Origin of the sequence: Klebsiella pneumoniae, assembly GCF_000742135.1 — a bacterium.
Lineage (GTDB): Bacteria > Pseudomonadota > Gammaproteobacteria > Enterobacterales > Enterobacteriaceae > Klebsiella > Klebsiella pneumoniae.
In genome coordinates this window covers 1795394-1819087 of sequence record NZ_KN046818.1, presented here as the reverse complement: position 1 = coordinate 1819087, position 23694 = coordinate 1795394, and the positions used below count along the sequence as shown (strand labels likewise).

At 52.0% G+C, this 23694-nt stretch carries 32 protein-coding genes and 2 pseudogenes; 4 read left to right on the top strand and 30 right to left on the bottom strand.

Features of this window, described 5'->3' with window-relative positions:
* Position 1 precedes the first annotated feature (1 nt).
* The 18 genes and pseudogenes from DR88_RS16670 to DR88_RS27940 all read right to left on the bottom strand — a co-directional run bounded on the left by DR88_RS16670 (position 2) and on the right by DR88_RS27940 (position 14513).
* The gene (locus DR88_RS16670; RefSeq protein WP_023289191.1) at positions 2 to 757 is read right to left on the bottom strand and encodes a phage minor tail protein L; all 756 of its coding nucleotides are present in this window, start codon (positions 755 to 757) and stop codon (positions 2 to 4) included.
* Positions 754 to 1092, bottom strand: coding sequence for a phage tail protein (locus DR88_RS16675; protein ID WP_025861453.1), 339 nt, complete (start codon positions 1090 to 1092; stop codon positions 754 to 756). The genes DR88_RS16670 and DR88_RS16675 overlap by 4 nt, the downstream gene beginning before the upstream one ends.
* A pseudogene (locus DR88_RS0125485) lies at positions 1092 to 4427 on the bottom strand (phage tail tape measure protein). Before DR88_RS0125485 ends, DR88_RS16675 begins: the two are co-directional and overlap by 1 nt.
* Before the next feature lie 232 nt (positions 4428 to 4659).
* Positions 4660 to 5025 (bottom strand): phage tail protein, encoded by a 366-nt coding sequence (locus DR88_RS16680; RefSeq protein WP_004148015.1) that lies wholly within the window; start codon positions 5023 to 5025, stop codon positions 4660 to 4662.
* Between the two features lie 57 nt (positions 5026 to 5082).
* The gene (locus DR88_RS16685) at positions 5083 to 5544 is read right to left on the bottom strand and encodes a hypothetical protein (protein WP_023328090.1); all 462 of its coding nucleotides are present in this window, start codon (positions 5542 to 5544) and stop codon (positions 5083 to 5085) included.
* 31 nt (positions 5545 to 5575) lie between these two features.
* Positions 5576 to 5968 carry an HK97-gp10 family putative phage morphogenesis protein gene (locus tag DR88_RS16690; protein WP_014907811.1) on the bottom strand — a complete coding sequence of 131 codons (393 nt, stop codon included), beginning with the start codon at positions 5966 to 5968 and terminating at the stop codon, positions 5576 to 5578.
* 5 nt (positions 5969 to 5973) lie between these two features.
* On the bottom strand, positions 5974 to 6363 hold the full coding sequence (locus tag DR88_RS16695; RefSeq protein ID WP_017880258.1) for a hypothetical protein: 390 nt from the start codon (positions 6361 to 6363) through the stop codon (positions 5974 to 5976).
* Positions 6344 to 6682 carry a phage head completion protein gene (locus tag DR88_RS16700; RefSeq protein WP_014228910.1) on the bottom strand — a complete coding sequence of 113 codons (339 nt, stop codon included), beginning with the start codon at positions 6680 to 6682 and terminating at the stop codon, positions 6344 to 6346. Before DR88_RS16700 ends, DR88_RS16695 begins: the two co-directional genes overlap by 20 nt.
* A complete protein-coding gene (locus DR88_RS0125480) occupies positions 6679 to 6996 on the bottom strand; it encodes a head-tail connector protein (protein ID WP_020317538.1) in 318 nt (105 codons plus the stop codon). Before DR88_RS0125480 ends, DR88_RS16700 begins: the two co-directional genes overlap by 4 nt.
* Positions 6977 to 7237 carry a hypothetical protein gene (locus tag DR88_RS16705; RefSeq protein ID WP_014907814.1) on the bottom strand — a complete coding sequence of 87 codons (261 nt, stop codon included), beginning with the start codon at positions 7235 to 7237 and terminating at the stop codon, positions 6977 to 6979. The genes DR88_RS0125480 and DR88_RS16705 overlap by 20 nt, the downstream gene beginning before the upstream one ends.
* Positions 7238 to 7295: 58 nt before the next feature.
* On the bottom strand, positions 7296 to 8582 hold the full coding sequence (locus tag DR88_RS16710) for a phage major capsid protein (RefSeq protein ID WP_004148013.1): 1287 nt from the start codon (positions 8580 to 8582) through the stop codon (positions 7296 to 7298).
* Between the two features lie 77 nt (positions 8583 to 8659).
* Positions 8660 to 9580, bottom strand: coding sequence for a S49 family peptidase (locus DR88_RS16715; RefSeq protein WP_004148012.1), 921 nt, complete (start codon positions 9578 to 9580; stop codon positions 8660 to 8662).
* Between the two features lie 36 nt (positions 9581 to 9616).
* The gene (locus tag DR88_RS16720; protein WP_004148010.1) at positions 9617 to 10876 is read right to left on the bottom strand and encodes a phage portal protein; all 1260 of its coding nucleotides are present in this window, start codon (positions 10874 to 10876) and stop codon (positions 9617 to 9619) included.
* Positions 10877 to 11048: 172 nt separating this feature from the next.
* A complete protein-coding gene (locus DR88_RS16725; RefSeq protein ID WP_004148008.1) occupies positions 11049 to 12770 on the bottom strand; it encodes a terminase large subunit in 1722 nt (573 codons plus the stop codon).
* On the bottom strand, positions 12770 to 13204 hold the full coding sequence (locus tag DR88_RS16730; RefSeq protein ID WP_012542168.1) for a phage terminase small subunit P27 family: 435 nt from the start codon (positions 13202 to 13204) through the stop codon (positions 12770 to 12772). Before DR88_RS16730 ends, DR88_RS16725 begins: the two co-directional genes overlap by 1 nt.
* Positions 13205 to 13453: 249 nt before the next feature.
* Positions 13454 to 13885, bottom strand: a complete 432-nt coding sequence (locus DR88_RS16735) for a hypothetical protein (protein WP_023289184.1) — start codon at positions 13883 to 13885, stop codon at positions 13454 to 13456.
* Positions 13882 to 14154, bottom strand: a complete 273-nt coding sequence (locus tag DR88_RS29750) for a hypothetical protein (RefSeq protein ID WP_128972059.1) — start codon at positions 14152 to 14154, stop codon at positions 13882 to 13884. The genes DR88_RS16735 and DR88_RS29750 overlap by 4 nt, the downstream gene beginning before the upstream one ends.
* Positions 14151 to 14513, bottom strand: coding sequence for an HNH endonuclease (locus DR88_RS27940; RefSeq protein ID WP_025861442.1), 363 nt, complete (start codon positions 14511 to 14513; stop codon positions 14151 to 14153). Before DR88_RS27940 ends, DR88_RS29750 begins: the two co-directional genes overlap by 4 nt.
* A gap of 356 nt (positions 14514 to 14869) precedes the next feature.
* Between DR88_RS27940 and DR88_RS27935 the strand changes: the two genes are divergently transcribed.
* Complete coding sequence (locus DR88_RS27935; RefSeq protein WP_004148005.1) at positions 14870 to 15937, top strand: beta family protein; 1068 nt, start codon at positions 14870 to 14872, stop codon at positions 15935 to 15937.
* Here the strand turns inward: DR88_RS27935 and DR88_RS16740 are convergent.
* The 7 genes and pseudogenes from DR88_RS16740 to DR88_RS16760 form a co-directional block, all read right to left on the bottom strand.
* Positions 15927 to 16499, bottom strand: a complete 573-nt coding sequence (locus DR88_RS16740; protein ID WP_025861440.1) for a sce7726 family protein — start codon at positions 16497 to 16499, stop codon at positions 15927 to 15929. The two genes, DR88_RS27935 and DR88_RS16740, sit on opposite strands and share 11 nt — an antisense overlap.
* A gap of 140 nt (positions 16500 to 16639) precedes the next feature.
* Positions 16640 to 16762: pseudogene (locus DR88_RS31840) on the bottom strand (Acb2/Tad1 domain-containing protein); the annotation flags it as partial.
* Entirely contained in the window at positions 16726 to 16953 is a 228-nt protein-coding gene (locus DR88_RS31440) for a hypothetical protein (RefSeq protein WP_025861438.1), read from the bottom strand. The gene DR88_RS31440 and the pseudogene DR88_RS31840, both read right to left, overlap by 37 nt.
* Positions 16904 to 17179 carry a hypothetical protein gene (locus DR88_RS16745; protein ID WP_032443845.1) on the bottom strand — a complete coding sequence of 92 codons (276 nt, stop codon included), beginning with the start codon at positions 17177 to 17179 and terminating at the stop codon, positions 16904 to 16906. The genes DR88_RS31440 and DR88_RS16745 overlap by 50 nt, the downstream gene beginning before the upstream one ends.
* Positions 17176 to 17523 (bottom strand): DUF7940 domain-containing protein, encoded by a 348-nt coding sequence (locus DR88_RS16750; protein WP_025861436.1) that lies wholly within the window; start codon positions 17521 to 17523, stop codon positions 17176 to 17178. Before DR88_RS16750 ends, DR88_RS16745 begins: the two co-directional genes overlap by 4 nt.
* Positions 17520 to 18059 carry a glycoside hydrolase family 108 protein gene (locus DR88_RS16755; RefSeq protein ID WP_032443843.1) on the bottom strand — a complete coding sequence of 180 codons (540 nt, stop codon included), beginning with the start codon at positions 18057 to 18059 and terminating at the stop codon, positions 17520 to 17522. The genes DR88_RS16750 and DR88_RS16755 overlap by 4 nt, the downstream gene beginning before the upstream one ends.
* Complete coding sequence (locus DR88_RS16760) at positions 18056 to 18355, bottom strand: phage holin family protein (protein ID WP_025861434.1); 300 nt, start codon at positions 18353 to 18355, stop codon at positions 18056 to 18058. The genes DR88_RS16755 and DR88_RS16760 overlap by 4 nt, the downstream gene beginning before the upstream one ends.
* A gap of 154 nt (positions 18356 to 18509) precedes the next feature.
* Here DR88_RS16760 and DR88_RS31435 point away from each other — a divergent pair, with 154 nt between their 5' ends.
* The 3 genes from DR88_RS31435 (at position 18510) to DR88_RS29745 (ending at position 20376) form a co-directional block, all read left to right on the top strand.
* Positions 18510 to 18731, top strand: coding sequence for a YnfU family zinc-binding protein (locus DR88_RS31435; protein WP_305954963.1), 222 nt, complete (start codon positions 18510 to 18512; stop codon positions 18729 to 18731).
* Positions 18732 to 19285: 554 nt separating this feature from the next.
* A complete protein-coding gene (locus tag DR88_RS30530; protein WP_004147999.1) occupies positions 19286 to 19435 on the top strand; it encodes a small membrane protein in 150 nt (49 codons plus the stop codon).
* 737 nt (positions 19436 to 20172) lie between these two features.
* A complete protein-coding gene (locus tag DR88_RS29745; RefSeq protein ID WP_004147997.1) occupies positions 20173 to 20376 on the top strand; it encodes a hypothetical protein in 204 nt (67 codons plus the stop codon).
* Positions 20377 to 20619: 243 nt separating this feature from the next.
* Here the strand turns inward: DR88_RS29745 and DR88_RS16765 are convergent, their stop codons facing one another.
* The 5 genes from DR88_RS16765 to DR88_RS16785 all read right to left on the bottom strand — a co-directional run bounded on the left by DR88_RS16765 (position 20620) and on the right by DR88_RS16785 (position 23438).
* On the bottom strand, positions 20620 to 21222 hold the full coding sequence (locus DR88_RS16765) for a hypothetical protein (RefSeq protein ID WP_025861432.1): 603 nt from the start codon (positions 21220 to 21222) through the stop codon (positions 20620 to 20622).
* A 16-nt stretch (positions 21223 to 21238) separates the two neighbouring features.
* Positions 21239 to 22270 carry a DUF968 domain-containing protein gene (locus DR88_RS16770; protein ID WP_025861430.1) on the bottom strand — a complete coding sequence of 344 codons (1032 nt, stop codon included), beginning with the start codon at positions 22268 to 22270 and terminating at the stop codon, positions 21239 to 21241.
* Between the two features lie 199 nt (positions 22271 to 22469).
* The gene (locus DR88_RS16780; RefSeq protein ID WP_025861428.1) at positions 22470 to 22862 is read right to left on the bottom strand and encodes a LexA family protein; all 393 of its coding nucleotides are present in this window, start codon (positions 22860 to 22862) and stop codon (positions 22470 to 22472) included.
* Positions 22863 to 22902: 40 nt separating this feature from the next.
* Positions 22903 to 23142 (bottom strand): hypothetical protein, encoded by a 240-nt coding sequence (locus DR88_RS27920; RefSeq protein WP_071531363.1) that lies wholly within the window; start codon positions 23140 to 23142, stop codon positions 22903 to 22905.
* 62 nt (positions 23143 to 23204) lie between these two features.
* Positions 23205 to 23438 carry a DinI family protein gene (locus DR88_RS16785; protein WP_025368263.1) on the bottom strand — a complete coding sequence of 78 codons (234 nt, stop codon included), beginning with the start codon at positions 23436 to 23438 and terminating at the stop codon, positions 23205 to 23207.
* Positions 23439 to 23694: the final 256 nt, after the last annotated feature.

Here is a 23694-nt window from a genome sequence, read left to right as displayed (position 1 = left end):
ATCAGCTCCTGATTAATGAGGTGCCGGGGAACCCGCCAAACGGCAGTTCACTATTCTCACCATGACGTAATTTGCAGGCCGTGAGCGTTCCGTTGCAGACATCCTGCGACGGGTCATCAACTGGCTGATTGTTTCTGTCAAAATACCGGGTGCCGGCATAGTCGCACCCGTTACCGCTGCGGTACTGATTGCGGATACACCAGGTGCAAATCGCATGCAGCTGGCGAGTGGGGATCATCATCCCCTGCAGGGCAAACGGGCTGGAGAGAGTAAACTCCACCTTCTCATCGTCTTCATAATGCTTTACGTCAATGAAGAAAAGGCGCCGTTTCTCCTGCGTCGGATCGGCTGAGGCATTCCCGTCCGGGAAGTTCTTCGCATCGAGATACTGTTTTTGTGTGTCGTGGATGACAACCCGCGCCAGAGCCAGATCGTCGTAATGAAGACAGAGCGCGGATATCTTCCCGTCGATGTTCCCTACCCGCAGCGTTGGCTGCGCGTCACTGCCCGTGGTGGAGGACTCGATCCCTTCGATTTCACATGGCCAGGCTTTATACTCCCGCCCCTGCCACCAGATGCTTTTCGCCGGCAGCTTATCCAGGTCGCCGCCAGCGGCGAGGATTTCGGCTGCAGTATGGGGAACGTTATAGCCATGGAAATACAAAACCTCGTCCAGGCCAAACGCCTGGCCATCGATCTCCAGGAGACGAACCTCATCGCCTGGCTCTAACTTCTGATAATTCGCGTTAAGGCTCATGGTTTAAATGCCTGAATAAAAGTGGCTGAAAGTGAGTAATTTCCGCCGCCCAGCGGCACCGGTTTATATTGTTCGCAGCGGAAAAGCTCCACCTCTTCCAGAGGCGGGGTCCACTGAAACGCGCGGGTGCCTGCATGACGGTCGAAGAACTGCTTAATCGGGCGGATATAGTCCTCCGTACCGACAAAACTCAGCTCCCAGTCCTGTGATCGGGTGTTAATACCATCGCCGGATACCTGCGTATACCCGTCACCGAACTGCGCCTTCCGGACACGAAAGTTAACGGTCTGCTGGGGATTAACCCGCGGACTCCAGGTGAATATCTCAATAGCCATTAGCGTTGCCCTTTAACTGCATTCCAGACCATCCCGCCAGGGCGCATATCCTGCGCCATCAGCTCCCTGTATTTTTTCTCCACAAACGAGCCGATCTGCTGGCCAAACTGCTCAAAACCAGACGGCGCCTGCGTTGAGGTGTTTCCGCCTTCAATCGTGATATAGACTTTTGGCCCTTCGGACGCGCCGGCGTTCTGACCACCACCGACAGCGCGTACACCCAGCGAACCATCGCCGGCACGCGTCAGTGGCATGATGGCCTCCGGCCCGGCCTCGCCAAATACGCCGGCCCCTTTTGCGAAAGCGAAGAACTGCGGAGAGTCGTAGACCTGGTTGCTGTATGCGCTCAGCGACGGCGAGTCGTAAACGCCGCCTTTGGCGTTGAACTGGAAGTTACTGGCGGCATTCTGGATCGCCGTCCCCGAGCCTGCGCCCGCAGCGCCCGTGACAACGCTGGTCCCGACGCCCACCACGCCCATAATGGTTTGCATGACGGAACTGGTGACCAGCGCCTGAGCGGCCATATCAACGAGGTTTTTTATGATCGACTGCGTGAGCGAGGAAAACAGGTCAGCCATGTTCTCCTTAAAGCTTCTCGTCCGCGTCAGCATGCTCGTCAGGAAGTTGCTTGAGCGCTCATGGGCCGTTTCAAATAACCCGACGGCCAGGCTCTGGAATTCTCCCTGTGATCGGTATAACTCCAGTGACGTCTGATACTGCGCATCGGCGGATTCTTTCGTCGCCTTCTGCATCAGCATTTCGTACTGTTCTTTGCTGATCGCGCTGCCCTGGTAGTACGCCTGCAGCAATGCCTGCCGCTGCGCAAGCTGATTGCGCAGCGAGACCAGTGGATCAACTTCGCCGGCGATATCCAGTGCCGGCGCAGCGATTTCATCGGCATGCGCCTGCAGCAGCTCTTTCGCAGTATCTCTGGCCAGCGTTATTCGTGCGGCCTGGTACTCTTTTTCATCAAGAAGGCGGGCTTTGAAAAGCTCAGCCAGGTCCCGGCTGGCTTCCTGCTCTTTTCGCAGAGTTTCCTGGGCGGGGGAATACTGCGCGGCCAGATCCAGTCGCTGTTTCTGGTAATTCTCTGCGTTCATTAACAGCGCGCGCTGCAGGTCAGCATCACTGGCGCCATTTTTCTTCGCCGCTTCCTGCAGCTCCCTGTTACTGTCCTTTTCCTGCAGGTTAATTCTGGCCAGGCTGGACGCATGGGCTTCTTCAATTTGCTGCCGCAGCGTTTTGAACTGGTCGACCTGGGACTTACTGCCTTTCCCCGTGCCGGTACCGCCATCGCCGCCCCAGGGATTTCCATCTCCGGTCTCTTTGGGGGCGTGCTTAACGCTCCTTTCAGATCGTCCGTAAGGGAGGTTATTTTTCCCGACAAACCCAGCTGAGCCAGTGTTTTTGCATCACTGACACGCTTAATGTTTTCCTCGGTTTTGCGGAGTCCCTCGTTAACGCTATCGAGATCCGCCCGCGCCCGCGTCTGGTCTTTTGTCACCCCTTCCAGCTGGCCGAAGGGGTCAAACCCTTTCAGGCTGTCGATACGACTGTCGGCATCCTGAATCTCTTTTATCAGCTGGTTACGCTGCACGACCTGGTTTTCGTACTTATCCTCCAGGTCGAACTGCTTCACATTTAACTGGTTAAGCGAGAGGCGCATCAGCGCTTCACTGGTTTCCACTACGGCATCTTTTAAATCAATGGCCGATTGCCGGGCTTCTTTTGCCTGTTGATGGAAATATAGTAATGCAGATCCAGCCAGCGTCGCCGCGCCAACCGGACCACCAACAAAAGCCAGGGCGCCTCTTGCCAGGCCCACCGCAACGGAGGCCGCACGGGCTGATATCGACAATTGCCGGTTTGCCGCCGCCAGTTTCAGTTTCGCCTGGCTGGCCAGGTTCGTTTGCTCAGTTTCCTGCCGGATAAGCCGGGTAAACTCATCCTGGTAACTGATATTCATCCCGTACTGTTTAGCCGTCCGCTCCATCTGCCGGTAGTGGCCAAACTCAGCGTCGTTCTGTTTCAGGATGGCAGTTGTCGAATCCAGCGTTTTGCGGGCGATCTCCGCATCAGCCTGCGCCCGCGCTTTTACCGCCGCCTGGCTTTCCCGCCAGGCCGCGATATTCTCCCGCAGCCCTGCAGTCAGTTTCGTGGATAACACGGGGTATCAGGCTGTAAAGCGCCACGCTGGAGACGGTGTTGAAATTGTCTGCCAGGCTGTTCAGTGCCTCCGTGGCAACCTGAATCCCGCTGCGGAGTGGCCCGTTACTGCTCTGGCCGATCTTAATGACCATCCCCTCAAACGCACTGCTCAGCCCCAGCAAATCGCCGTTCAGGTTGTTAACCCTGATGGATGCCTGCTCATGCGCCGTTTTGGTACCGGTCAGGGAAGCGGTCAGCTCATCAAGCTTTGAACGGTTCTGGACCAGGATAGACGCCGCATTCAGGTTCTCCACGCCAAACAGTTTTACGGCCTGGGCCGTGGAGAGATTTTTCCCGGAAAGAGTGGTCAGCGCCTGGCTGAGACCAACCACGGACGGCTTGAGGCTCTTGTCTGTGCCCTTTTCCAGGTTCAGGATGACGTTACGCAGCGCCGTGCCGGCTTCACCGCCTTTAATTTCACGCTCTGCCAGCACCTGAATCGCGGCATTCAGCTGCTCAAAACCAACGCCGGCCTGTGCGGCTGCGACGCCACCATTTTTAATGGCAGCCGCCGTATCAACAATCTCCGACGACCCGTACTTCGCGCCGGCGGCCAGCACGTTGATATAACGATCCGCTTCCTGCGCGCTCGCCCCGTACTGGTTTAAGGAGAGCGCCAGCGTTCTGGTCGCATCGGGCAGCGTTGTGCCGGCGGCCTGCGCCAGGATAAGCGCGCTGTTCGTAGCCTTCTGCAGTCCATCGGACGTTTTTAAAAGCTCCGGTTTAGCCGACGCCATCAGCTTTAACGCTTCGGCGGCCTGGCTGGCGCTGTACTCTGTCGTGCGCCCCATTTCCTGCGCAGCCAGATCCAGCGCTTTCATTTCAGCTGCAGTCGCACCGGTGATGGCCTGCAGGTCTGATAATGCCTGTCCATATTGTCTGGACGTGGTGACGATCGTGCCGATGGAAAGGCCGGCTCCTGCCAGCCCCGCCAGCCGGCTGGCCATCCCGGATATCGACAGACCGACCTTCTTATAGGCGTCCTCCGTCTTTTTCGCGTCCGCCTGGGCATTACGGTTAAACCGTCGTGACTGGTTCTCCGCATCGCCATACGCTCCCAGCAGCTGGGATTTAAAACTGGCTGCGTTCAGGTGCAGCCCGACCGCTAAAGATGCGACGTCTGCCATTACATTAACGCCCTCATGACTGCCGCGCATTCATCATCGACCCGGAATGGCGCAGGTGTGGTTTCGGTAGGTGGCGCGTTTTCATCGCCAGGACGGCGGAAAATGCCCTGTTTCAGGAAGTAGGCTCGCCAGTGGTACAGCGTGTTTGCCGGCAATGCGGCAATTTTGGATGGGTCAGGCTCGCCCCAGCGGTCGGCCAGCCAGAAGATAAGCTCCAGCCAGGGCGAGTCACTCAGTTTTTTTCCGCTTCCTCCAGCTTGCCGATTGCGTGTTGCTTCACTTTTTCCACTGCGGCCAGCAGTTCGAGGTTTTCATGGGCCTTCAGCAGTTCGGCTGCCGTGGGTTTAAACTCATCCGGAATGGCCGTTCCATCCGGCTGAACCAGTGCATCGATGACGATCTGGATGACTTGCTCCGATGCCTCGCGCGCTGCGCCAGCTTTTGCGGTTTCAGCCATTTTCTCTTCGTAGCTGATGAGGTAATCCCCGGTCAGGCGGCGGATGAATACGGTGGCGCCAAATAACTCGGTTTTAATGACGGTTGGCTCCGATTTAAGCAACGCGGATTTCAGCGTGGACAGGTAATCTTTATCTTTCACAGGTAGTCCTTAAAAATAAAAAGCCACCCGAAGGTGGCTGTTTAAAGGTTAAGTTAATCAGGCACCGCCGGAGACAGCGACGGTTCCCCAGGCGATCTTGTTCTGTTTACCCTGAACAGTGATCTGGATGACCTCATTCGCCGGAGCGGCGATTTCATTCATCTGCCACCCGGACAGCGCCAGGAGCATCGTCGCTGTTCGCTTGTTGGGTAATTCGACGTATAACTGGATGGTCTTGCGGGCCTCTGCTGCGTTCAGCAGCGCGGCAAAATCGGTATTGCCCGGATCATCAATGAAGCCCAGCGACTTTTCAGGCCCGTCAGGCAGATCGCTGATGGACTGTTTCTGCTTATCCAGTAACGTGGTGCAGTCGACAAAGCCCCCCGTCTGCCCCATTGCACCCAGCGCTTTACAGTTAATCAGCGGTTTCAGCGCTGACGTGGCAGCGCCAGGCTCTCCGTATTTCACAATGGTGCCCGCCGGCAACATCGCATATTCAGGCGAAGTTTTATCAGCCATGTTTCTCTCTCTTTTTATACGGCAGCGGATGCTACCTGTTTTCAATGCCGTTTCGGATTTCCACGGTTAACACGCGCAAAACGGTCTGGAGGTTGTAATCCAGGGCGGGTCGGATAAAGGGGTCTGCAACCTGTTTAACCGTGCCAAACTCCTGCGCCAGCGCCTTCATATGGTGCTGCTTGCTGGGGCCAACACGGAGCGTTACAACCGCGTTCCCTTTACCCTTGCGGGTGGAAGAGCGGATTTTGATTGAGTCCCGCATGTGCGGCCCGGCAGACGTTTCGTCAAAGCCGGCATGCTGCTTCATATCTTCCTCGACGACCTTTAGCGCTTCGCGCCCGGCATCCCGCAATACCTTCGTCGCCACTTTTTCGCCCAGGGCCATTAACTGCCGCTCCAGCTCATCCAGCCCTTTAACTTCCATTCGGATCACGAGGAGTCCTCCACGTAGTGAATGATGAAATCGCGGGTCAGGCGATACTGAATGCGACGATTCGTCAGCTGGTTTTTATCCTGATGGATGCCGCCTCGTTCCACATACTGAACCGGAATACCCTCCAGCTGGCCATGAACGACGGACTTCAGTTCCGTCCAGATTTTTTTATCCAGCTGCAGCAGTGAGGTGTAATCATCGAGACGGTACAGATTCACCTGGATACGGGCAGATACGATCCCCGTTCGCAACATTCCAGAGACCATTTCCGGGTCAGAGATACGCTGAAAGGTCGCTCCTTCCTGGACCGTGTCCGGCAGTAAAAGCGGATACGCATTCATGCCGGTGATGCGCTCCAGCGCACCCTTAATCGCCAGCTCTATCATGCCGCCCGTCAGCCTCCCCCGTGATAATGATCCGGTCCGTTTTGCGGTCGATATTCCGGACGGTATAAACCAGATTTTTCGTCGTGATTTTCCAGTCAATATCAACCAGCACACCCGGATAGACCGTAAACAGGCAGGTTTCCACCACCTGCTGCTGATCCAGCGTGCGGACTTTCCGCCCCGATACCAGCTCCCGTTTTGCCCACGCTTTTCCCGATTCAACCTGCTTTTCCGGTAGCGGTTCGCCCAGCGGCCCCCGACCGGACTGAACGTAGCTAATCGCAATGCGACAGTTCATATCACCCGGTTTCAGGCTCATAGCGTATGCTCCTGCAGGGGGAAAAGAAGATGCCTCACCGCAGCGGTTTCCAGCCACTGTCCGGTATGGCCATTCAGATACGCATCGCTGACCAGAAACTGAATGGCCAGCCTGATATCTTCATCCGCAATAAATCCGCGGACGGTCTCCGGGAGCGCCTGCAGCTCTTCATCACTGGTGACCAGCTTGCAGTAATAATCACGCTCGATGCTCCGCTGCGCGGCGTTCACCATTTGCGTGAGCATGGCGTCATGCTCCGTGAAATCCAGTTCCAGGCGTAGCTGTGTTTTCACATCATCCAATGTCAGTATCAAAATCGCTGTCTCCCGGCTTCGGTTTCAGCGCACGTTCGGCATCCTCCGGCCATACCGCGATACGCCGCTTAACCAGTTCTTCGGCGCGCGATCCTTCAAAGCACGCGATATCTCCACGGGAATAACGGTGGTGCGGCCCAAGGAACACAACGGATTTACGCTCTGCCTGTGCGACCACGGTCGCATGATTGTCCTGTGTGCCTGTTTCTTCCGGCTCCACTGCTTTATTTTTCGCAGCCATAACATTCTCCTGAAAGGTAAAAGCCCGCATATGCGGGCCGTATTTATTGAGGGATGGGTTAGAACAGGACGCCGGTACCCAGCACCAGGCCTTCCGGATGACGGAAGCCAATATCATGCTCAGTAACAACGCGGATTAGCGACTGGTTACGGGAAAACGCAGATACCAGGGTGCCATCGGCATCGATATAAGAGGCTTCCTTCGAGAAGTCGACTTTCATATTGCCGTCTTCAGCGATAACCACATCATTGAAGTCAGCAAAGTAAATCTCAGTCTCCTTACCCCCGGTCCCCAGATTCGCAGGGATCGCGCTGGTACGCTGAACCGGATATCCTTTAAGTAATCCCTGAGCCATTTCCGGATAGACTTTGTTGCCGTTGCCGTCACGCAGCCCAAACAACTTCATATAGGTACGGTTCGACATGCCCCAGCCGCTGCTGATCATGTTGCTGTTGCCGTCCATCGCCATCAAAATGATCTTGTCCAGGTACTCGTCAACCGTATTCAGGTTGATCGCTGCATCAGCTTCCCACGGCAGCAGGCGGTTCCACTGCGTCGCGCGCGCCTTCATACCAATCGGTGTATCGCCGGTACCGTCATCGCGCATAAAGGCTTTATCCTCACGCACTGAGATGGCGGTCAGAATATCCTGCAGGACCAACTGCTCGACGTTGAATCCGGCGCGGCCAATCAGTGCATTGGAAATAGGCACCATCGCAATCAGAGTTTTCGCCGTCAGTTTTACATCATCAAAGCGTGTTTCTGATGTCTTGGCGTCTTTGTTTTCCCCTGTGTAGCTTGCCGTTGCTCCACCGGCCACGCGTGGTAGCGTCATATTACCGTTAGGCAGCGGAACGGGACGGGCACCCAGCTTGCGGACGATGGTTCGGTCGCTCAGTAGCTCGATCACCTCACTGTGGAGGTTCTGCGGAATAAGCACACCCCCTGACGCCGCTGCGGTGGAAATGGCCATCGATACGGACTGGTCATTCAGCTCTTCTGAAGCGAATTTTGCCGCGTCCTGCAGATTCCCTGCGCCTGCGGCGACAGACATAACCAGTCGGGTCATGCCAGCACCGGTGTACTGTTTCGGCTCCTGCTTAACAATAATGCCGGGGGCCTGCTGAGTCGCTTTCACGGGTTTTGCGACCAGCGCCGCAGCACGTTCAGCGGCTTCCAGGCGTTCAATTTTGGCGCTGATATCAGTGAACTGCTGCTGCAGGTTCGCAAACTCCGTCATCTGCTCCGCAGTCAGCGTGCCGCCGCTGGCGTCAATGGTTGCCAGGGCCTGAACCTGTTCGTTGATACCCGCACGCTGACGACGCAATTCTTCAATATGTGGCATTTTATTTCTCTCTTTTTAGACATAAAAAAAGCAGCCTGCTGGCTGCTTAAGGTGACGCGGTTTGTGTTTGCGCCGGGTTACATTTTGGTTTGCAGGTCCATCGCGGCTGCCTGCATCTGAATGGAGGTTTTTTGACGGGGTTGCTGATACTTTGCCGCGATAGCATTGATCGCCGCCTGGGGGTCAGAGACTTCATCCGCCAGGCCGGCAGACACAGCGCCAGGGCCAAAATACAGCCCCGCCTGCGTATCAATGACGGCCTGCTGCTTCAGGCCGCGATATTCGGCCACCGACCCCGTAAACGTCTCGTACATTTCGTCGATCATGCCCTGGAACATACCCAGCGACTCTTCACTCAGTGGTTCATGTTGGGTGCCGTTATTTTTGTTATCTCCCCGGTAAATGGTGGTGAACGTCAGCCCCATTTTTTCTTCCATCTTCGACGTATCGAGGTGCTCCATGATCACACCAATCGACCCCACGCCACTGGTCTGGCTGACGATGATTTTGCTGCAGGCCGATGCGATGAAATACGCGGCGGAATACGCGCTGTAGTTCACAATCGCCGTGATGGGTTTCGTGTCGCGAGACTGATAAATGTAATCGGCCAGCTCCTTGCACCCCACCGCTGCGCCGCCGCCGGAGTTAATATCCAGAACGATTTCGCTGATTGAGGGGTCGTTTAACGCCGCCTGCAGCTGCCCGCGGATCCGCTCGTAGCTGGTCAGCTCGGAGCACATCGCCGTAATCTGCCCCCGGCGTGGAACAAGAATGCCGTGAACGGGGATCACCGCCACCCCGCCGGTGGGCTGGACCTGCTCAGCAGCAGGTGATTTACCCGGATTCAGCGACATCTGAATGACGGCATCTTCGGTGATCCCCTGAATACGGGGGATGAGCACCGCTTTCACGGAGTCCATTGTTTGCCGCGTCACGTAATGCGGCACGCCAAAGACCATATCTGCCAGGTGCGGCAGGTTAATTAATTTCGTTGTCATGTTGTCTTCCAGGTCATCCCGCGCGGCGGGAAATAATCAGGCTCTGGCCAGAAGGGTTTCGATTTCGGCCAGCTGTTTTGCTGTCGGCGACTTATCGCCAGGAAGGATCTTCGCGCTGTCGACCATATTGAGCGGCGTCAGGTATTTGTCCCCGCCAGCAATTGGCGGCAGATTCTCCATACGCCGGATATCGTTAGTGGATAGCCATCCCCACTGGCGGCCCAGCGCATACGATTCATAGCGTGACTTCTGGTCGCCTCGCAGCAGCCCGGAAACGTTGAACTCGATGTACAAATCGCGGCGTTCGCTGGGCAGAAGCAGATCGCGCTGCAGCGCACCCTCATGGCGTTTCAGCCAGGCCAGCAGCGTATACATCACGAACTGCAGGCCCTGGTGCTCGATGTTGTTGTTGGTCGCTTTCGCCAGCATCTGCACCATATGTGGCGGGATTTTATAGAGCCGGCAGACCTCTTCCACGCCCCACTGCCGCGACTGTAGCAGCTGCGCCTTTTCGTTATCCTGCGATAGTTGTTTGTAGCTCATGCCCTCCTGCAGCAATGCCACAGAGAACATATTGTGAATACCGGAATGGCGCTCGGTCCATTTCGCCAGCAGGCGATCAATAGCATCCTGGCTTTTAATGGTCGCAGCCTCTTTCGGACGCTCTATCACCCCGCTCATCGTTGTCCCGCGCCGGAATGTCGCGGCCGCATGCTCCTCAACCGCCAGATTCAGCCCCAGAACATCTGCGTTCGTCTGAATGGGGGAACTGCCGATATAGCCATCCAGAGAAAAGACCTTCACATGGTGCATCATGCGCATCGGCAGAATTTCACCGACTTCCGGGAGTTGGTAATACGGCATACCGTCCGGCCCTTTCAGCACAATGACCTTTTTCGGGTTAATGGGGATCAGCTCTTTCGGGTAGCCTTTTCCGTCCCGTTCGATGATCGAGTAGCAATTTCCCTCCAGCCCCAGCAACCCCTGCTGCTGCTCGAAATACTCGAATGAGGTGTCTTTTCTGTTAGGCTGGGAGTGAATCAGGTCATAAACCGGGTGATCCGTCGCACGCTGGCGCCCGCCATTTTTATCCCGCCGGTAAAGTTCGCACGGCAGCTGCGCGACGGACTCCGCCAGGAGGGTGACACAGGCCCGGACCGCTGAAAGCCCAAGAGCGGTTTCCGGCGTGATTATGATGCCAGTTTTGCTCTGGCTTGAACGAACCCCGCCCAGCATGGCTTCCCAGAAGCTATTACCCGAATATTGTCGGCCCCTGAACATCTGGGGAAGGAACATTATTCACCTCCGCCATTGCTGACGCCGGAGGAAAAGGCCCGGCTTGTCATATATGACCAGCCCAGACAAATAATCCCTCCTGTTATCAATCCCACTGATGGAGAAATAAGCCAAGCACCCGCGGATAACAATCCAGCACCAGTGAGGCCGACAATAAAACTCAGAACTGAAATTAGCATGCTATATCTTCCTCATCGTATACGGATGTCATCACTGAACTGTTAAGCATGGCGCGCCCCAGCCCCATCATTAAACCAACCGCACCATCTATCTTGTTCTGCCGCCCTTCTTTCCCGGGACGCACAATATCGTCACTTCCGGGAAGGTACTGGCCGACGATATTGGAAATACACCAGTTCATGACGGGGTGTCCGTCATGATGGAATCTCCCCGAGATGAGCGCAGCCTCAATCTCTCTCATAGGATCACTCATATGGGTAAAATTTTGTCTTATCTCGACAGGCTCAAGCCCCTCTTCCTCAAGCATGTGACGTAATGAAGTCGCGCCATAAGGATCAATGGGGCATTGGGCAATTTTTACGGTATTCCGCAGCTTCAGGATCGTTTCAAATATCAGTCTGTAATCAACTTCGCCACCATCGGTCGGGATCAACTTACCCTGCCGGACAAAGGACTGATAACGTTCTGCGGTACTTTTCAGCGCGGTCTCCTGCGAGTAAATGGTTTCTTCGGGTGCCCAGAACAGAGGAGAAACACAGTAAAAATGTGTTATTCCGTCTATTTCACGACGAAAAACTGGAACCACGGCATTGAGGTCAACTTTCGAGGCCAGATCGATACCCAGCCAGCATTCTTCCCCTTCAAAATCTGACAACTTAAGTTTTTTATCGGCTGCATCCATCCATTTTCTCAGGTCGTAATAAGCTGATTTTGCGCTTACCCAGCGATTGAAATGCTTGGTCAGAATCTTGTTTGTCTGCCCTGGCGTCGACATACCCAATAATTGTTTAGCCCGGAGAAAATCTGCTTTTACCGAAATGCCATAGTTGGGGTTTGCCTTGATTAATGCCTCAGGCGTCGTCCAGTCATCATCGTCATCAAGGCCATAAATCAGCCCAAATATGGTTTCATTTTCCTCGCCATTACGGGTTCTCCGCAGGATCTCGACAACCTGAGTACGCTTTTCATAGCAAGGGGATGTAATGTCATAGCCGGCAGTGGTGATGATCAGTGTCATCGGTTGTTCACGAGCCCCCATACCGGTGGTCATGGTGGTGTAAAGCGCATCAGTAGTATGTTCGTGATATTCATCAATGATGGCGCATGATGGCGAATCACCATCCCCCGGGTCACCGATCACAGGCGCAAAAACCGAACCGTCAGGGCGCGTCATTTTTTTTGCCCAGGGTTTTATCGAGAATTTTTGCCGCAATGCCGGCAGCTTTTTCACCATTTGCAGCGCCGGAGAAAATACCTTCCATGCCTGTTTTTCAGTCGTGGCGCCGCAATAGACTTCTGCACCATGCTCGCCATCTGCACAAAACATATAATTTCCTACAGCAGCGGCAATAGCGGATTTCCCGTTCTTCCTGGGCACCTCGATATAGATTTCAGAGAAACGACGCAGGCCTGTCTTCTTGTGTACCCATCCAAACGGTACGCCAAGAGCGAACTTCTGCCAGGCTTCAAATTCAATCCGGAGTTTACGCCGGGCCCATTCCCCTGAGGTATGAGGCATTTTCTGGGCAAAACGAAGAAATCGTTCTGCTTTGTTTTTATCGAAGCGGTAGGGCCAGTGGGGATCCTTTGCTCGTTCGAGGTCGTCCAGATGTCGCTGACAGGCAAGTATCGTTAACTGACACGCCAGAATCTTCCCGCCAACGATATCCCGCGCATACTGGTTCGCTGCATTGACGTTCGGATAGGTTGCCATCAGTCAAACTCATCGAATTCATTCCCGTCATCGTCCGGATCCTTTTGTCCGCTGGTCATGCGAAGACGACTGAGCGGATCTAACCCCAACAGAGAGCCCAGGCGGGCAAGCTGGGAAACCGAGTCATTCCGGACATTAACTGCAGGGTGTTTTTTCAGCCCCCCCATTTCACTTTCTGAGGTCAGTCCGCTGGCCAGCATTTTTTCGGCTTCGAGCATCAGATGAAAAGCATTGCAGTAAGCCAGTAACAAAGGTGCGTCCTCCAGCTCAAACACCCCTCGGTCGATGAGTATTTTGCTTTGCGTCTTCCACATTCTTATTGCCGCCTCCCCCATTAACTCAGCGGGAGGCGCAATACGTGTTAATTTGCTTTTTTGCCCGGTGGGTAAAGTGGGTTTTCGGCCACCACCGGACGATCGAATTCCTCCGGCCATAAACGTTCCTTTGATAGATGAAACCTTCCGGAAAAAAGTTTCTTATTTCTGGCGTGTAAAAATAGACTTCAACGGGCAGTCCCGAAGCGCGAAAGGGGTCAGGGATTTGCTCCCCCCTACCCCCTGGCTGCAGCTGCCTCAGTCGAGATGGAGGTCGTCATTCCTGCTACTCCGGTGGCGAATACGGTTCGCATTGCGTGGGCCGGCATATCTCAGACGTTCAATGAACACCAGTTGTTATACCGGCGGTCAGGATCCTGTCGCGGTAGCAGATCCTCCATCGGCCTGCAGTACGCTTTCTGGTAGCCGTTCATCTAATGGCTGGTTCTCGAACACCTTCATCCCAAACTGACCGATCCAGGTGCTGACTGAGTTGATGTTCCCTGCGATGAAGTCGGTCACCTCGGCGATCAATCCTTTAACGACGACATCCGTACTCTGACGCCAGTAATTCTCAATCGCGACCAGCAACGGATCGGAACCATTACTGACTGATTGTTCACCTACGCTATACGTTTTTTTCTTTGCGCTATCGGTGATACATCGCAGCTGGCTGGTCTGGACGGCTCCAGCCTCTGCCGCAATTACCTGCATCGTCAACGTAGCCACTTTGTTCCCGTCTGCATCAGCGCTGGATGCATAGAACATAGAAAGCGTCAGATCCGTGCGTTGATACATCATTGCTTACCTCCACGACGACGGCGGGAACGGCGACCGCCGGGAGGCGGAGATTGTTGCTCATGTACCAACTCACCCTCTAAAGGTTCCGGAGCCGACTCAGCAGCCGGTGTCGGTGCAATATCATGCGCAATAGTCAGTTTCAGCAGTGGGCGGCCTCCCTGGACATGCTCAAAATGGATGCCATGCACGGCTTCATTCATTCGTGACTGACCATCCGTCTCCAGAACGGTCAAAACGCCACCAATGTATTCAATTTTAAAACTCTTCATCGGGTTCTCTCTGTTGCTGTTTTCGCTCTATGGCAGGACCAGCACAACGACTCCAGATTGGAATCGTCGTCGGTACCGCCATGAGCTTTGGGAATAATGTGGTCGACACTTGTGGCTTTCGTGGCGATGCCATGACTCCGGCAGTTTTGGCATAGATATTTATCGCGCTGGAGGATTCTGGCTCGAAGGATTACCCAGAAGTGACCGTAGCCCCTTTCATGCCGGCTTTTCCCACCCTGGTAGTTGCGCCAGCCGTCGCCAGCATGTTGCTGCCGGTGGATCTCACAATACCCACTGACATCATTCGTCACAGCCGCGCATCCTCTGTGCCGGCAAGGTCGTTTAGCTCGTGGTGGCATAGACATCCTTGAGCATGAATTGAGGGAGAGTTAAAGCGGTACTGTCGAGGGGAGGATCTGAAACTGGCAGCGATGTGCATGACAAACCGTCACACTCAATCGCCACCAGCTTCTCGTCTACGTATGCAATTTTTAAGTTCTTCATCGCGGTACCTTTTGCGAATAAAAAAGCCCCGCTTATCGTGGTGTATTAATCAACGGGGAGCGGGTCATATAAATTTCTGATACATCATCTCTTTCACTTAACAAGCAACTTTATAAAATTAGATTTAGCTCAATTTTTACTGGCATTTTCAGAGGTATAAAATTCTTGCAATCCCTGCTTTACGTTAAAATTTCCAAAAAAAGGAGCTTTAATGAGTCTTCATCATTACTACCCACAGCTAAGATGGAAACCTGCTGAGTATGAATCTCTGATGCAGTTAGATCAGACAATAATCTCTGGTTTCACCCCTATCCTCACCATTCTTGATATTGACTGGGACTACGAAAATGACTGTTATAAAAAATCGTTAAGCAGCTATTTATCTGACTTCGGTGCTAATCTCGCAGCATCCTGGACTCCTATACGTCCAGTTTTGTTAGACCTGAAGTATCTGGATAAACATGGTTCAAGTCGCAATCATCCTTTAGATATGTGCATTAACGACGCCAGGGCGTACGGAAAGGAAATTGTGCCAGTTGTTTCTCCTGCATCCACTGCAAACTACATACATGCTGTTCAGCGAAACATATCTAATGGTGTTGCTATTTCACTTAGCCCCCAAACATGGCACTTGTTTGCACACTTGCTAAATCAGTTAAACCTTCCTCCTAACTTGATTGACATCATTGTAGATTATGGCGATATCCAAAGTGCTAATGATAGCTTAAAACAACAAGCCTTAGCCGTTATTAGTTCTCTTTCAGGACAAGCACCTTGGAGAACATTAATCTTATCTTCAACCTCTTACCCCAGCTCGCAGACGGGAATTCCTCAGCATGTAGTCCATCATATTCCACGACACGAATACGATCTCTGGTTATATGTAGTGAAAAATTCTATCAATGGCAGGACACCCTGTTTCAGTGATTATCCAACAGCAAGTGCTACCATAACGAGCGTAGATCCACGATTCATGTCTCAATATGTTGCAGTAAGATATTCGAATGATACTTCATGGATTTTTGTAAAAGGTACAGCAGTTAAGGGAAATGGGTGGAGCCAAACTAAAAATCTTTGTTCTATCCTAGTCAATTCGGCTGAATACCAAGCATTTGGCCCAGGCTTCAGTTTGGGAGACCAGTACATATACGATAGGGCTGCTGGTATTAATAAATCAGGGGGTTCTAAAGATTGGCGTAAAGTAGCCCATATACACCATCTTACGCTGGTTGTTAGACAGTTAAATCTATTGTCACAGTCTATTCCGGCTAGACCCTAACCTTCCAGTCGATCCGATTCTTTAATGCAGTTCTGACTTCAAGTCGAAGATCTGCAACGGGTATAAAATCGGCGACGACATTCCATAACTCAAATCGGGGCTTGCTTTTAAAACCTTTAGAACGGCCCCAACGCTCTAGAACGTCAATACACTCATCTCTCCATAACAACTGAGCGAGCATCAAGGAATCGTAATTCCGATTGAGCTTTTCGGCACGCATATGCTTGATACGAATCGCCCCCTTTGGCCCTACTGATACGGTCTTCACCCCCCACCAGCTAGGTATTAACTCAAGCGCTCCGTCCAGATGCTTATCTGCTACAACGAGAGTAACCTTGTCCATAACGGCAGAATAATGCTTGATTTGTAGCGGCAACCGTTCCAAAGAATCATATTCACTTTTCAGTTCATAACCGTGAAGAACGCCGTTAACTACCGCTATATCTGCTCTGCTGGCACCAAGGGATATGGAAAACTCATCGATCACAAGACAATCAGGATCTAAATGCGACTCTTTAAGAAGCTTCTGATGAACCGCAGCCCTAACATCTTGATCTCTCATAACTTCCCCCCTCATACTCCGTCACTGAATTATAGCGCACAGCATTTTACTGCATTTAACGAATTTGGCCACTTCTATCACAAAAAGCATATGATTAGCATGAAGACACTAATGAATCAGGGGTAAGCATCAGTTCTGTTATCCAGCAGACTGCAAAAATGACGGCTGACGTCCTTAAGGCGATTCATCCGGTCAATGTCGCCGGGAGTTAAAGTGCGATATCCCTTTATGGTGTTGCCGACCTGCGGTTTAGCTTCGCTAATTTCGAACCCTTTTCTGTTAAATGCGGACAGTTAGCCTGCGCTGATTTGTTGTGCGTCAGAATGTCGCGCTTTGTCTGCTTATCCAGCACATCGATATCATGATCGGTCAGGTAGATAATGCGAACCCAGTAGCAGGCTGTATCAACGACTACCGGGGCGGGTGAAGTACTTACGCAGCTCCCGATCAACATCGTCATTAGCCATACGCTTAACGCTCTCTTCAACATTACTGGCCTCTTTCGTAGCTTCCGCCTTACGTTCTGCCGCTGCGACGCTTGCGGCTGCGTTTTCTTCGGTACGCTGCTGATCAGCTTTGGCTTCTGCCTTACTGGTTCCGCGAGCATGGCCGATGCAGAACGCGCCAGCGATAGCGCCCAGAATAACAACCACAAGACCTGCAATAATTTCGAAGCTCATTGCTGCGGCTCCTTCAGTTCGTCAGCCTTATCTTTCAATGCTGGCTGGCTTACGTATTGCGATAGCACCGCCAGTACTACCAGCGCTGGGCTAATTAGTGCAACGATGTTTGGGGGGAGGATGTTTTTGAGGTCCGGCGGTAGAATGGTCCAAGCGCGCAGGGCAGCATCTGGGAACGACTGCGCCCACACGCCAACCAGCGCACCGATAGCCCCCAGTTTTACAGACCACGTTTTCTGCAGCAGGCTGGCATGGCCAACGAACTCCAGCCGAGTATATTTGCGTAGAAGTAACAGAACGAGCACAGCCACCAGCACGAGCAAAGCGAAAATTATCATCTTCACAACACACGCTCCTTAACCCAACCGTAAAGAAAATCCTCGTTGGCTTCGCGGCCCTCCGCCAGTTCGAGGTATCTGGCCCCCTGGCTGCAGTTCAGTGCTCTAAGCAGCACCTGCTCGCCTTCTTTTCCGCGGGCAGAAAGATATCCCTTAAGCGCGGTGATGGTTCGGGGGCCAATGGCTCCATCCGGGCTCAGATCGGGATACAGCTTCCCGCGCATATTCAGGGCAGTGAGCCAGCGCTGGAAAAACTTACTTGCAACCGATGGCCCCATGTTCACCCCAGTGTCGCAAAGCTCATCTGCCAGTAACGTAGATAAACTTGCCACCTGGTCAAACCGGGGTCCGATCCAGTAATCACTCAGCAGGATTTGCTTTGCTGTTTCCCTAGGCAGCTCTCGCATATCACCGGTGTAGCCATGCGCGCGAGCTGTGGTCTGTGTGATGCCCCAGCGGGTTGGCCCGCCTTTATCAGAAGGGTGATCGACATACCCACCTTCTTTTCCGAGGATGCCTTCAATAATTTGGTCTACTTTCATTGTGCTTTCATTCCGGTGATTCGTTCCCAGAAATATGTAAGCGCTACGGAACCCATAGCACCACTGACACCGGCAGTGGCCAGTATCATGTAAATACTCAGGCCACTTTCAATGCTGATGAGCCCACCAATGACCCCGGTAAAAGCCGAAACCACAATTTGCGCAAAAGCATTTATCCAGCTCCATTTTGCTTTGCCCTGCTTCACATCCATCAGGAATCGGACAAGGCCGCCCCAACCAGCAATGATCAGCAGAGCCAGCCAGGTGATTCCGGCCATGCTTTCTTTGTCTTGCATATGCTTTGCCATAGGTTCACCTCCGGGTTAACGGGGTGCTTTGTGTTTGATAAGGTTCAGGACCGGCAGGAGGAAATCTTATCAATGATGATTCCAGGTACCTGAAAATGAAAAAACCACCCTGAATAGGTGGCTAGATAATTCAACGCGAGCTATGTGCCCGGGGATAGTGTATTGTTGCGGACCATTCATTAGGAAATATCATATGCAACAACGCAAAAACTCAAAAAACAATCGCAACTACCTCATCAAATGTACCTGCCCTAGCTGCACCAACCAATCAGAACATAGTTACACCCGAGTCCAGAAAGGCTCTGCGCTGATGTGCCCTCACTGTAGTAAGATTTTCACTCAAGACAAACTTCCCACCGCTTAGGCTTTACATCATCATAATCTCTGGTAATGCATCCACTGCTGCGCTCGTATAGATTAGAGAAGTAAGCCCATTAGGCAATGCGGCCGATGAATACCTGTTAGACGGGTCTCGGCTTACTGGCAGAAAATTAACGTTCTGGCATCGGCAAGATAAAAGGCCTGCCGCAATGGAAGGCCTTTAGGGGGTTATGCAGTATGTGTGGTGCCGGGTGCCTCCCGGTAAGTCTGCCCCAGTCAACAGACCCGCGTGTGTGCTCAAAGAAAAAATTGACTGGTCGCCCCACCGCACAGGGGGATTCACCACACACCCACATTAGCTACACGATATGCGCCTAGTCAATTCAATGTAACCAGTAAAATACATCTTTCGGAAACTGTATAACCTAGCGGGCAATAATTAATCACTGCATATTTAATCATTACAAAAACAACAATAAATTTTCATATCTGTTATCAAATTAAGAAATTAATACTGTTAGGAATTTTCTCACTTAACTCGCACACTACGCCTCACGCGAACCACAATATCCATAGTCTTTCAGAGGATAAGCTCACATGACAACCATAATGATGCTAGCGTTAGCTGTTGTTCTTCTTTTAGTTGCAGTGGGTTCACTGATGTCTTACATCAAAGAAAGACGCGGATATAAAAAACTTTCAAAAAAAGATATTAACGGTTATCCACTTTTCAAGAAGCAGGGGTAGCGATACGTAAACATTCCCCCTGTTTTTTTGCTACCACCTTTGGGAACAAAGAACTGCCTTAATCTATAAGTGCTCTCGCTTGTGATGTTCAATTTACCGTTAAAGCGCTCAAGCTGTTGAGCTAAAACCGCAGTCTGGTGCGAATCTTGTGCGTATGAGATTAAACGTGAAGTACAGCACGCTGTAATCCAATTACCATGACCTGATTACTGATGTGAAAAGCCCAAGTAGTGCTTAGGCTAGATTATGAACAAAAAAAACCCGCTTAGAGAAGCGGGAAGAAAGTTGGCAACCAAGGCTGTAACGAAAGGAAGGTGCACCTAATAGTCCGAGCTACCGATTTACCAGGAAAGCCTTCTTTTTTTACCGTTACGTTCGTTAACCATAGCCTGACAGACAAAAAGAGCAAGGCTTTTGTCATTACAGTCACTATGTTAAGGCATTAGTGTGGTGCCGGGTGCCTCCCGGTGAGCATGCCCCAGTCGGCATGGCCCGCGCTGCATTTACAGGTTTCTGTAACTGACTGGTCGCCCCTCCGCATAGGGGGATTCACCACCTCGATAATTTATGATGCAAACATTCAAAGTGTCAATATCTGACCATACCGCCAGCGCCTCTGCCATAATATAAGCCAACAACGCCCACTTAAATTGTATGCATTCTAATACTTAAAGCTATTGCGAAGCCCTGACTCAATGTAGCACTCACTGATATCAGGTAAATACGAGGTAAGTGAAATGCTATCTACTGATAACCAAAGAATTTCAGAGATTTTTGAACGTTTGGCAGAAATAGCAGCTAAAACTGCTGAATTAACAAGCAACCCTAATCTATCCCCTGCTCAAAAGCAGGCAGCATGTGACAGTTACTTTAGCGAACATGATCAGTTAACAACCGAAGCCCTAGAGATCTTCAAAAAAATCACTAAAAATCCTCAGTGAATGCTGAAGCATGTGAGATTGCGTATGCAATACGACGATATGACAGGGGTATTGATGCAGCGCATCTCGCGAATACCCCTGTCGTATCGCCGGAAAGCAAAAACCCCGCACGGGCGGGGTTTTCGTTATATTCAGATTGTCGCTTTTTGTCGCTGCCGAGTGCCGCAGCTCTGCCAAGCATGAAGGAATTATCTAGCTTTCTGGCCCATTTTCAATACCAAAAAGGCAACATAGCACTTTTTGCTAATCCGCATGAATCGCCTTATGGACAGAAAGGAAAGCTTTTGCTCTGAATATTTCAAGGCACCAGCGCACTCTTTTCCGGGCCTCACTGTCTGTTAACCATGGAGCCACCAGCTGTATTTCCCGTGTTATGTCTGAGATTTTTTTGCGGGTGGTGTAATAGTTAACGCCAACGAGATAAACAGGATCACCCGTTTCAAATATCGCCAGTACACATCGTTCAACAAATTCAACATCATCCTCAGTGATCGCAGCGTCAATGGCGACCGTTGCAGGCTTCGGCCACAAAATGGCATGCGCCCTGCTTAATGCCTGCCGCCCGCGATACCCTTCACTTCTTGCCTGCTCAATTGCTGCCGTAAAGCGTTCTAATGCTTTATCTGACCAGTGATCACCCTTCATGCCTCGCCAGCATGAATGTCCTGATGGTTTACGCGGGGCAGCACCTCCTCTCATCCCTTCCCCCCAAACAGTAAGCAGAGATTTTATCCAGGCGGACTGAATGCCATTAAGGGGAGTGAATCGGCCCAGCCAGCTTTTGCGCGGGGCGGCGGCCACAGTTTCTAATCCTGCACGGTGTAGACGGCGTTGACGTGGTGTCATTCTGTTCTTCTCCTTACTACGCCAGAACGCCGAGCGCGTATGCCCGGTCCAGCAATTTAATAATCAATACCGGCTGGGTGCCGTATTCACGCTCAAAAGCGGCAGGGTCATGGTGCAAAGCACGGTGGTGCTTGCGGCATAATGGGATCGTAAAAATATCGTGGGCCTTGGTGCCTACGCCGCCCTGCCCCCAGCCAATAAGATGATGTGCATCATCTGCAGGCTGCCCGCAGCACATACACGGCTGTTTTTTAACCCATGAGATAAACTCAGCTGATAACCATCGGCTCCGCTTAGGTCTCGCGAATAGTGTCGCCGGTGCAACAGGATCGACGTTCACAGGAACCAGAGGTTTGCCCGGCGTTGTTTTTGCCGTTGACCTGATTGCTTTTTCGATACGGGGAGAAAGAATGCTGGTGGCCGGTACCGACGGAACGATCTCACTCTCCCTGTAAACCGATTTAATGCCATCGTCTTTAATACGCAGGGATCGGCGCGCCATTTCTTCTGTAATTTCATCGCCAATCCCGGCGCCTACCGCCCACCAGCATAGCTCCGCCAGTGACAGTGATCGCTGGGCGTCCAGCCCAAGCGCGATGCGGGCAGTGTCGATTACCCAGTCAGCGTTGTTAACACCTACCAGTTGATCGAGGGTTTGTCCCGTTTGGTTTTTCAGCTCATTATCACAGTGCCAGCATGCGATTATTACACCCGTCGAATGGCGAAACGGGACGAGCTCATGGTGATGGTAATCGGAATGTGTCCACTGACAGTTTTTAACCTGCCTACGCAACCATGACTCGAGGGCACTAACCCCACCAGCTGCAGTGATAACTGCCTTCTTCATGAAAAAAGGTCTGATCCCCATATCATCCCGCAACGGCTGCCGGGCATCAGGAAGACGTCCACTGGGTATCTTTTTCATGCTTGCCGGCGGTATTTCCACAAGAACCCGGCCGGCACCGAATAACGGCATTAATTCACTACCCGGCTTAAGCAGCACAATTCCAAGATGGCGTGCAATATCCACGTTAAGCAAAGCTCGCATCAGTCCCTCCACATCTTCTGTATGTAGGTCCTGTCAATCCGTGGCGGCTTCTTCGATTCCGGCAACAACACGCGGATCTCCCACGATGCAAAGTCTCTGGATAAGCTCTTCTCAACCACACAGTTATTTTTACGGTATCGCTCCACCAGCTCTGTAACCTCAGCCTCTGAAAGCTGCTCGTGTAAAAACCAACTTTTCTTCATGGCTGATCACCGAACAGTCGCAAAAACTCAATCGCTCTTTCACGCGCGCCGGGTTCTTCAGCTATCATTTCCTGCAGCAGCTGCACGGCGAGCATAGGCTCCTTTCGCCCGACGATGGAAATTCCTCTGGAGACACGGCGAGAGAGTTTTATGAAATTTTTTCTCTCTAACGCACGCAGATGCAACAGGACAGCATTAGACGAGCTAACGCCGAGCATATCGGCCAGCTCAGATAGCGTAGGTGGGTAGCCATGCTGATTGATGTAGGCGACCAGCAGATCGAAAACTTCCTGCTGTCGAAAAGTGAGTTTCGAAGACGAGAGTAAACCGGCGCTCGTTGAAGGAGCACCAGTCTGGTGGGATTTTGATACTTCAGTTGTTTGCGTCATGGCTTCTCTCCGTGACGCAGCAGGTATAGGTTGTTCAGGCCTATGACGGGATTGTAACAGAACCAGGGGGAACCTGGTAACCAACTCCAGACTTAGCCTTTTCAATCATCTGTGAAAAAAGAGAGAGAGTCCCAACGATCTCATCTGGCTGCAAAGGCATAAACGAAACAGTGTCGCCGCGCCGGTACATCAGAGCGCGCTCACACAAAGGAAAGGATGTCAGACGAGCAACGATCACCCCATCATCGCATCTGATAATTGCATAGCCGGTGTTCGGCATTTCTTGTTTTTTACTCACAGCAAAATCCTCAAAATAAACCAGGCAAGCCACTGGACCTCAACTTAACAGAACCAGTCATCAGCACTTTCCCAGGTGTCCTGCAGGATTTCCTCAATACGTTTTTTATCTCCGTCCATTCCTCCAAGCACGGTCAACCCATCAGAGCTGGTCCGACGAATCACAAGACTGCAGTTATTAAAGTTTTGATCCAATCGCCGCAGTAGCTCCTTCTCCAGAGCAGGCACAGCGCCATCCGGCAATTTTTTTTGGCGATCAATTGTGATTTCCACTTTCATAACTAGCTCCTCACGCAAGCACTGTATAAATAAACAGTATACTCGTTAGGTGAAATGTTCAAGCGTTTAATGCCACTTTTCGCTAACCCATGCTCATGTTTAGATTGATCTTTTCTTCTCAAAGGACGAAATCCGCTATCACAGGGATACAGTCATTTTTGTGGTGATCAACACCTTTGATAAGAAACGTTGCTACCTCTGGCGCTCCAGATTCCGCTCTTGGCACAGAGCGGACAATCTGAATGAGATGAAGGTC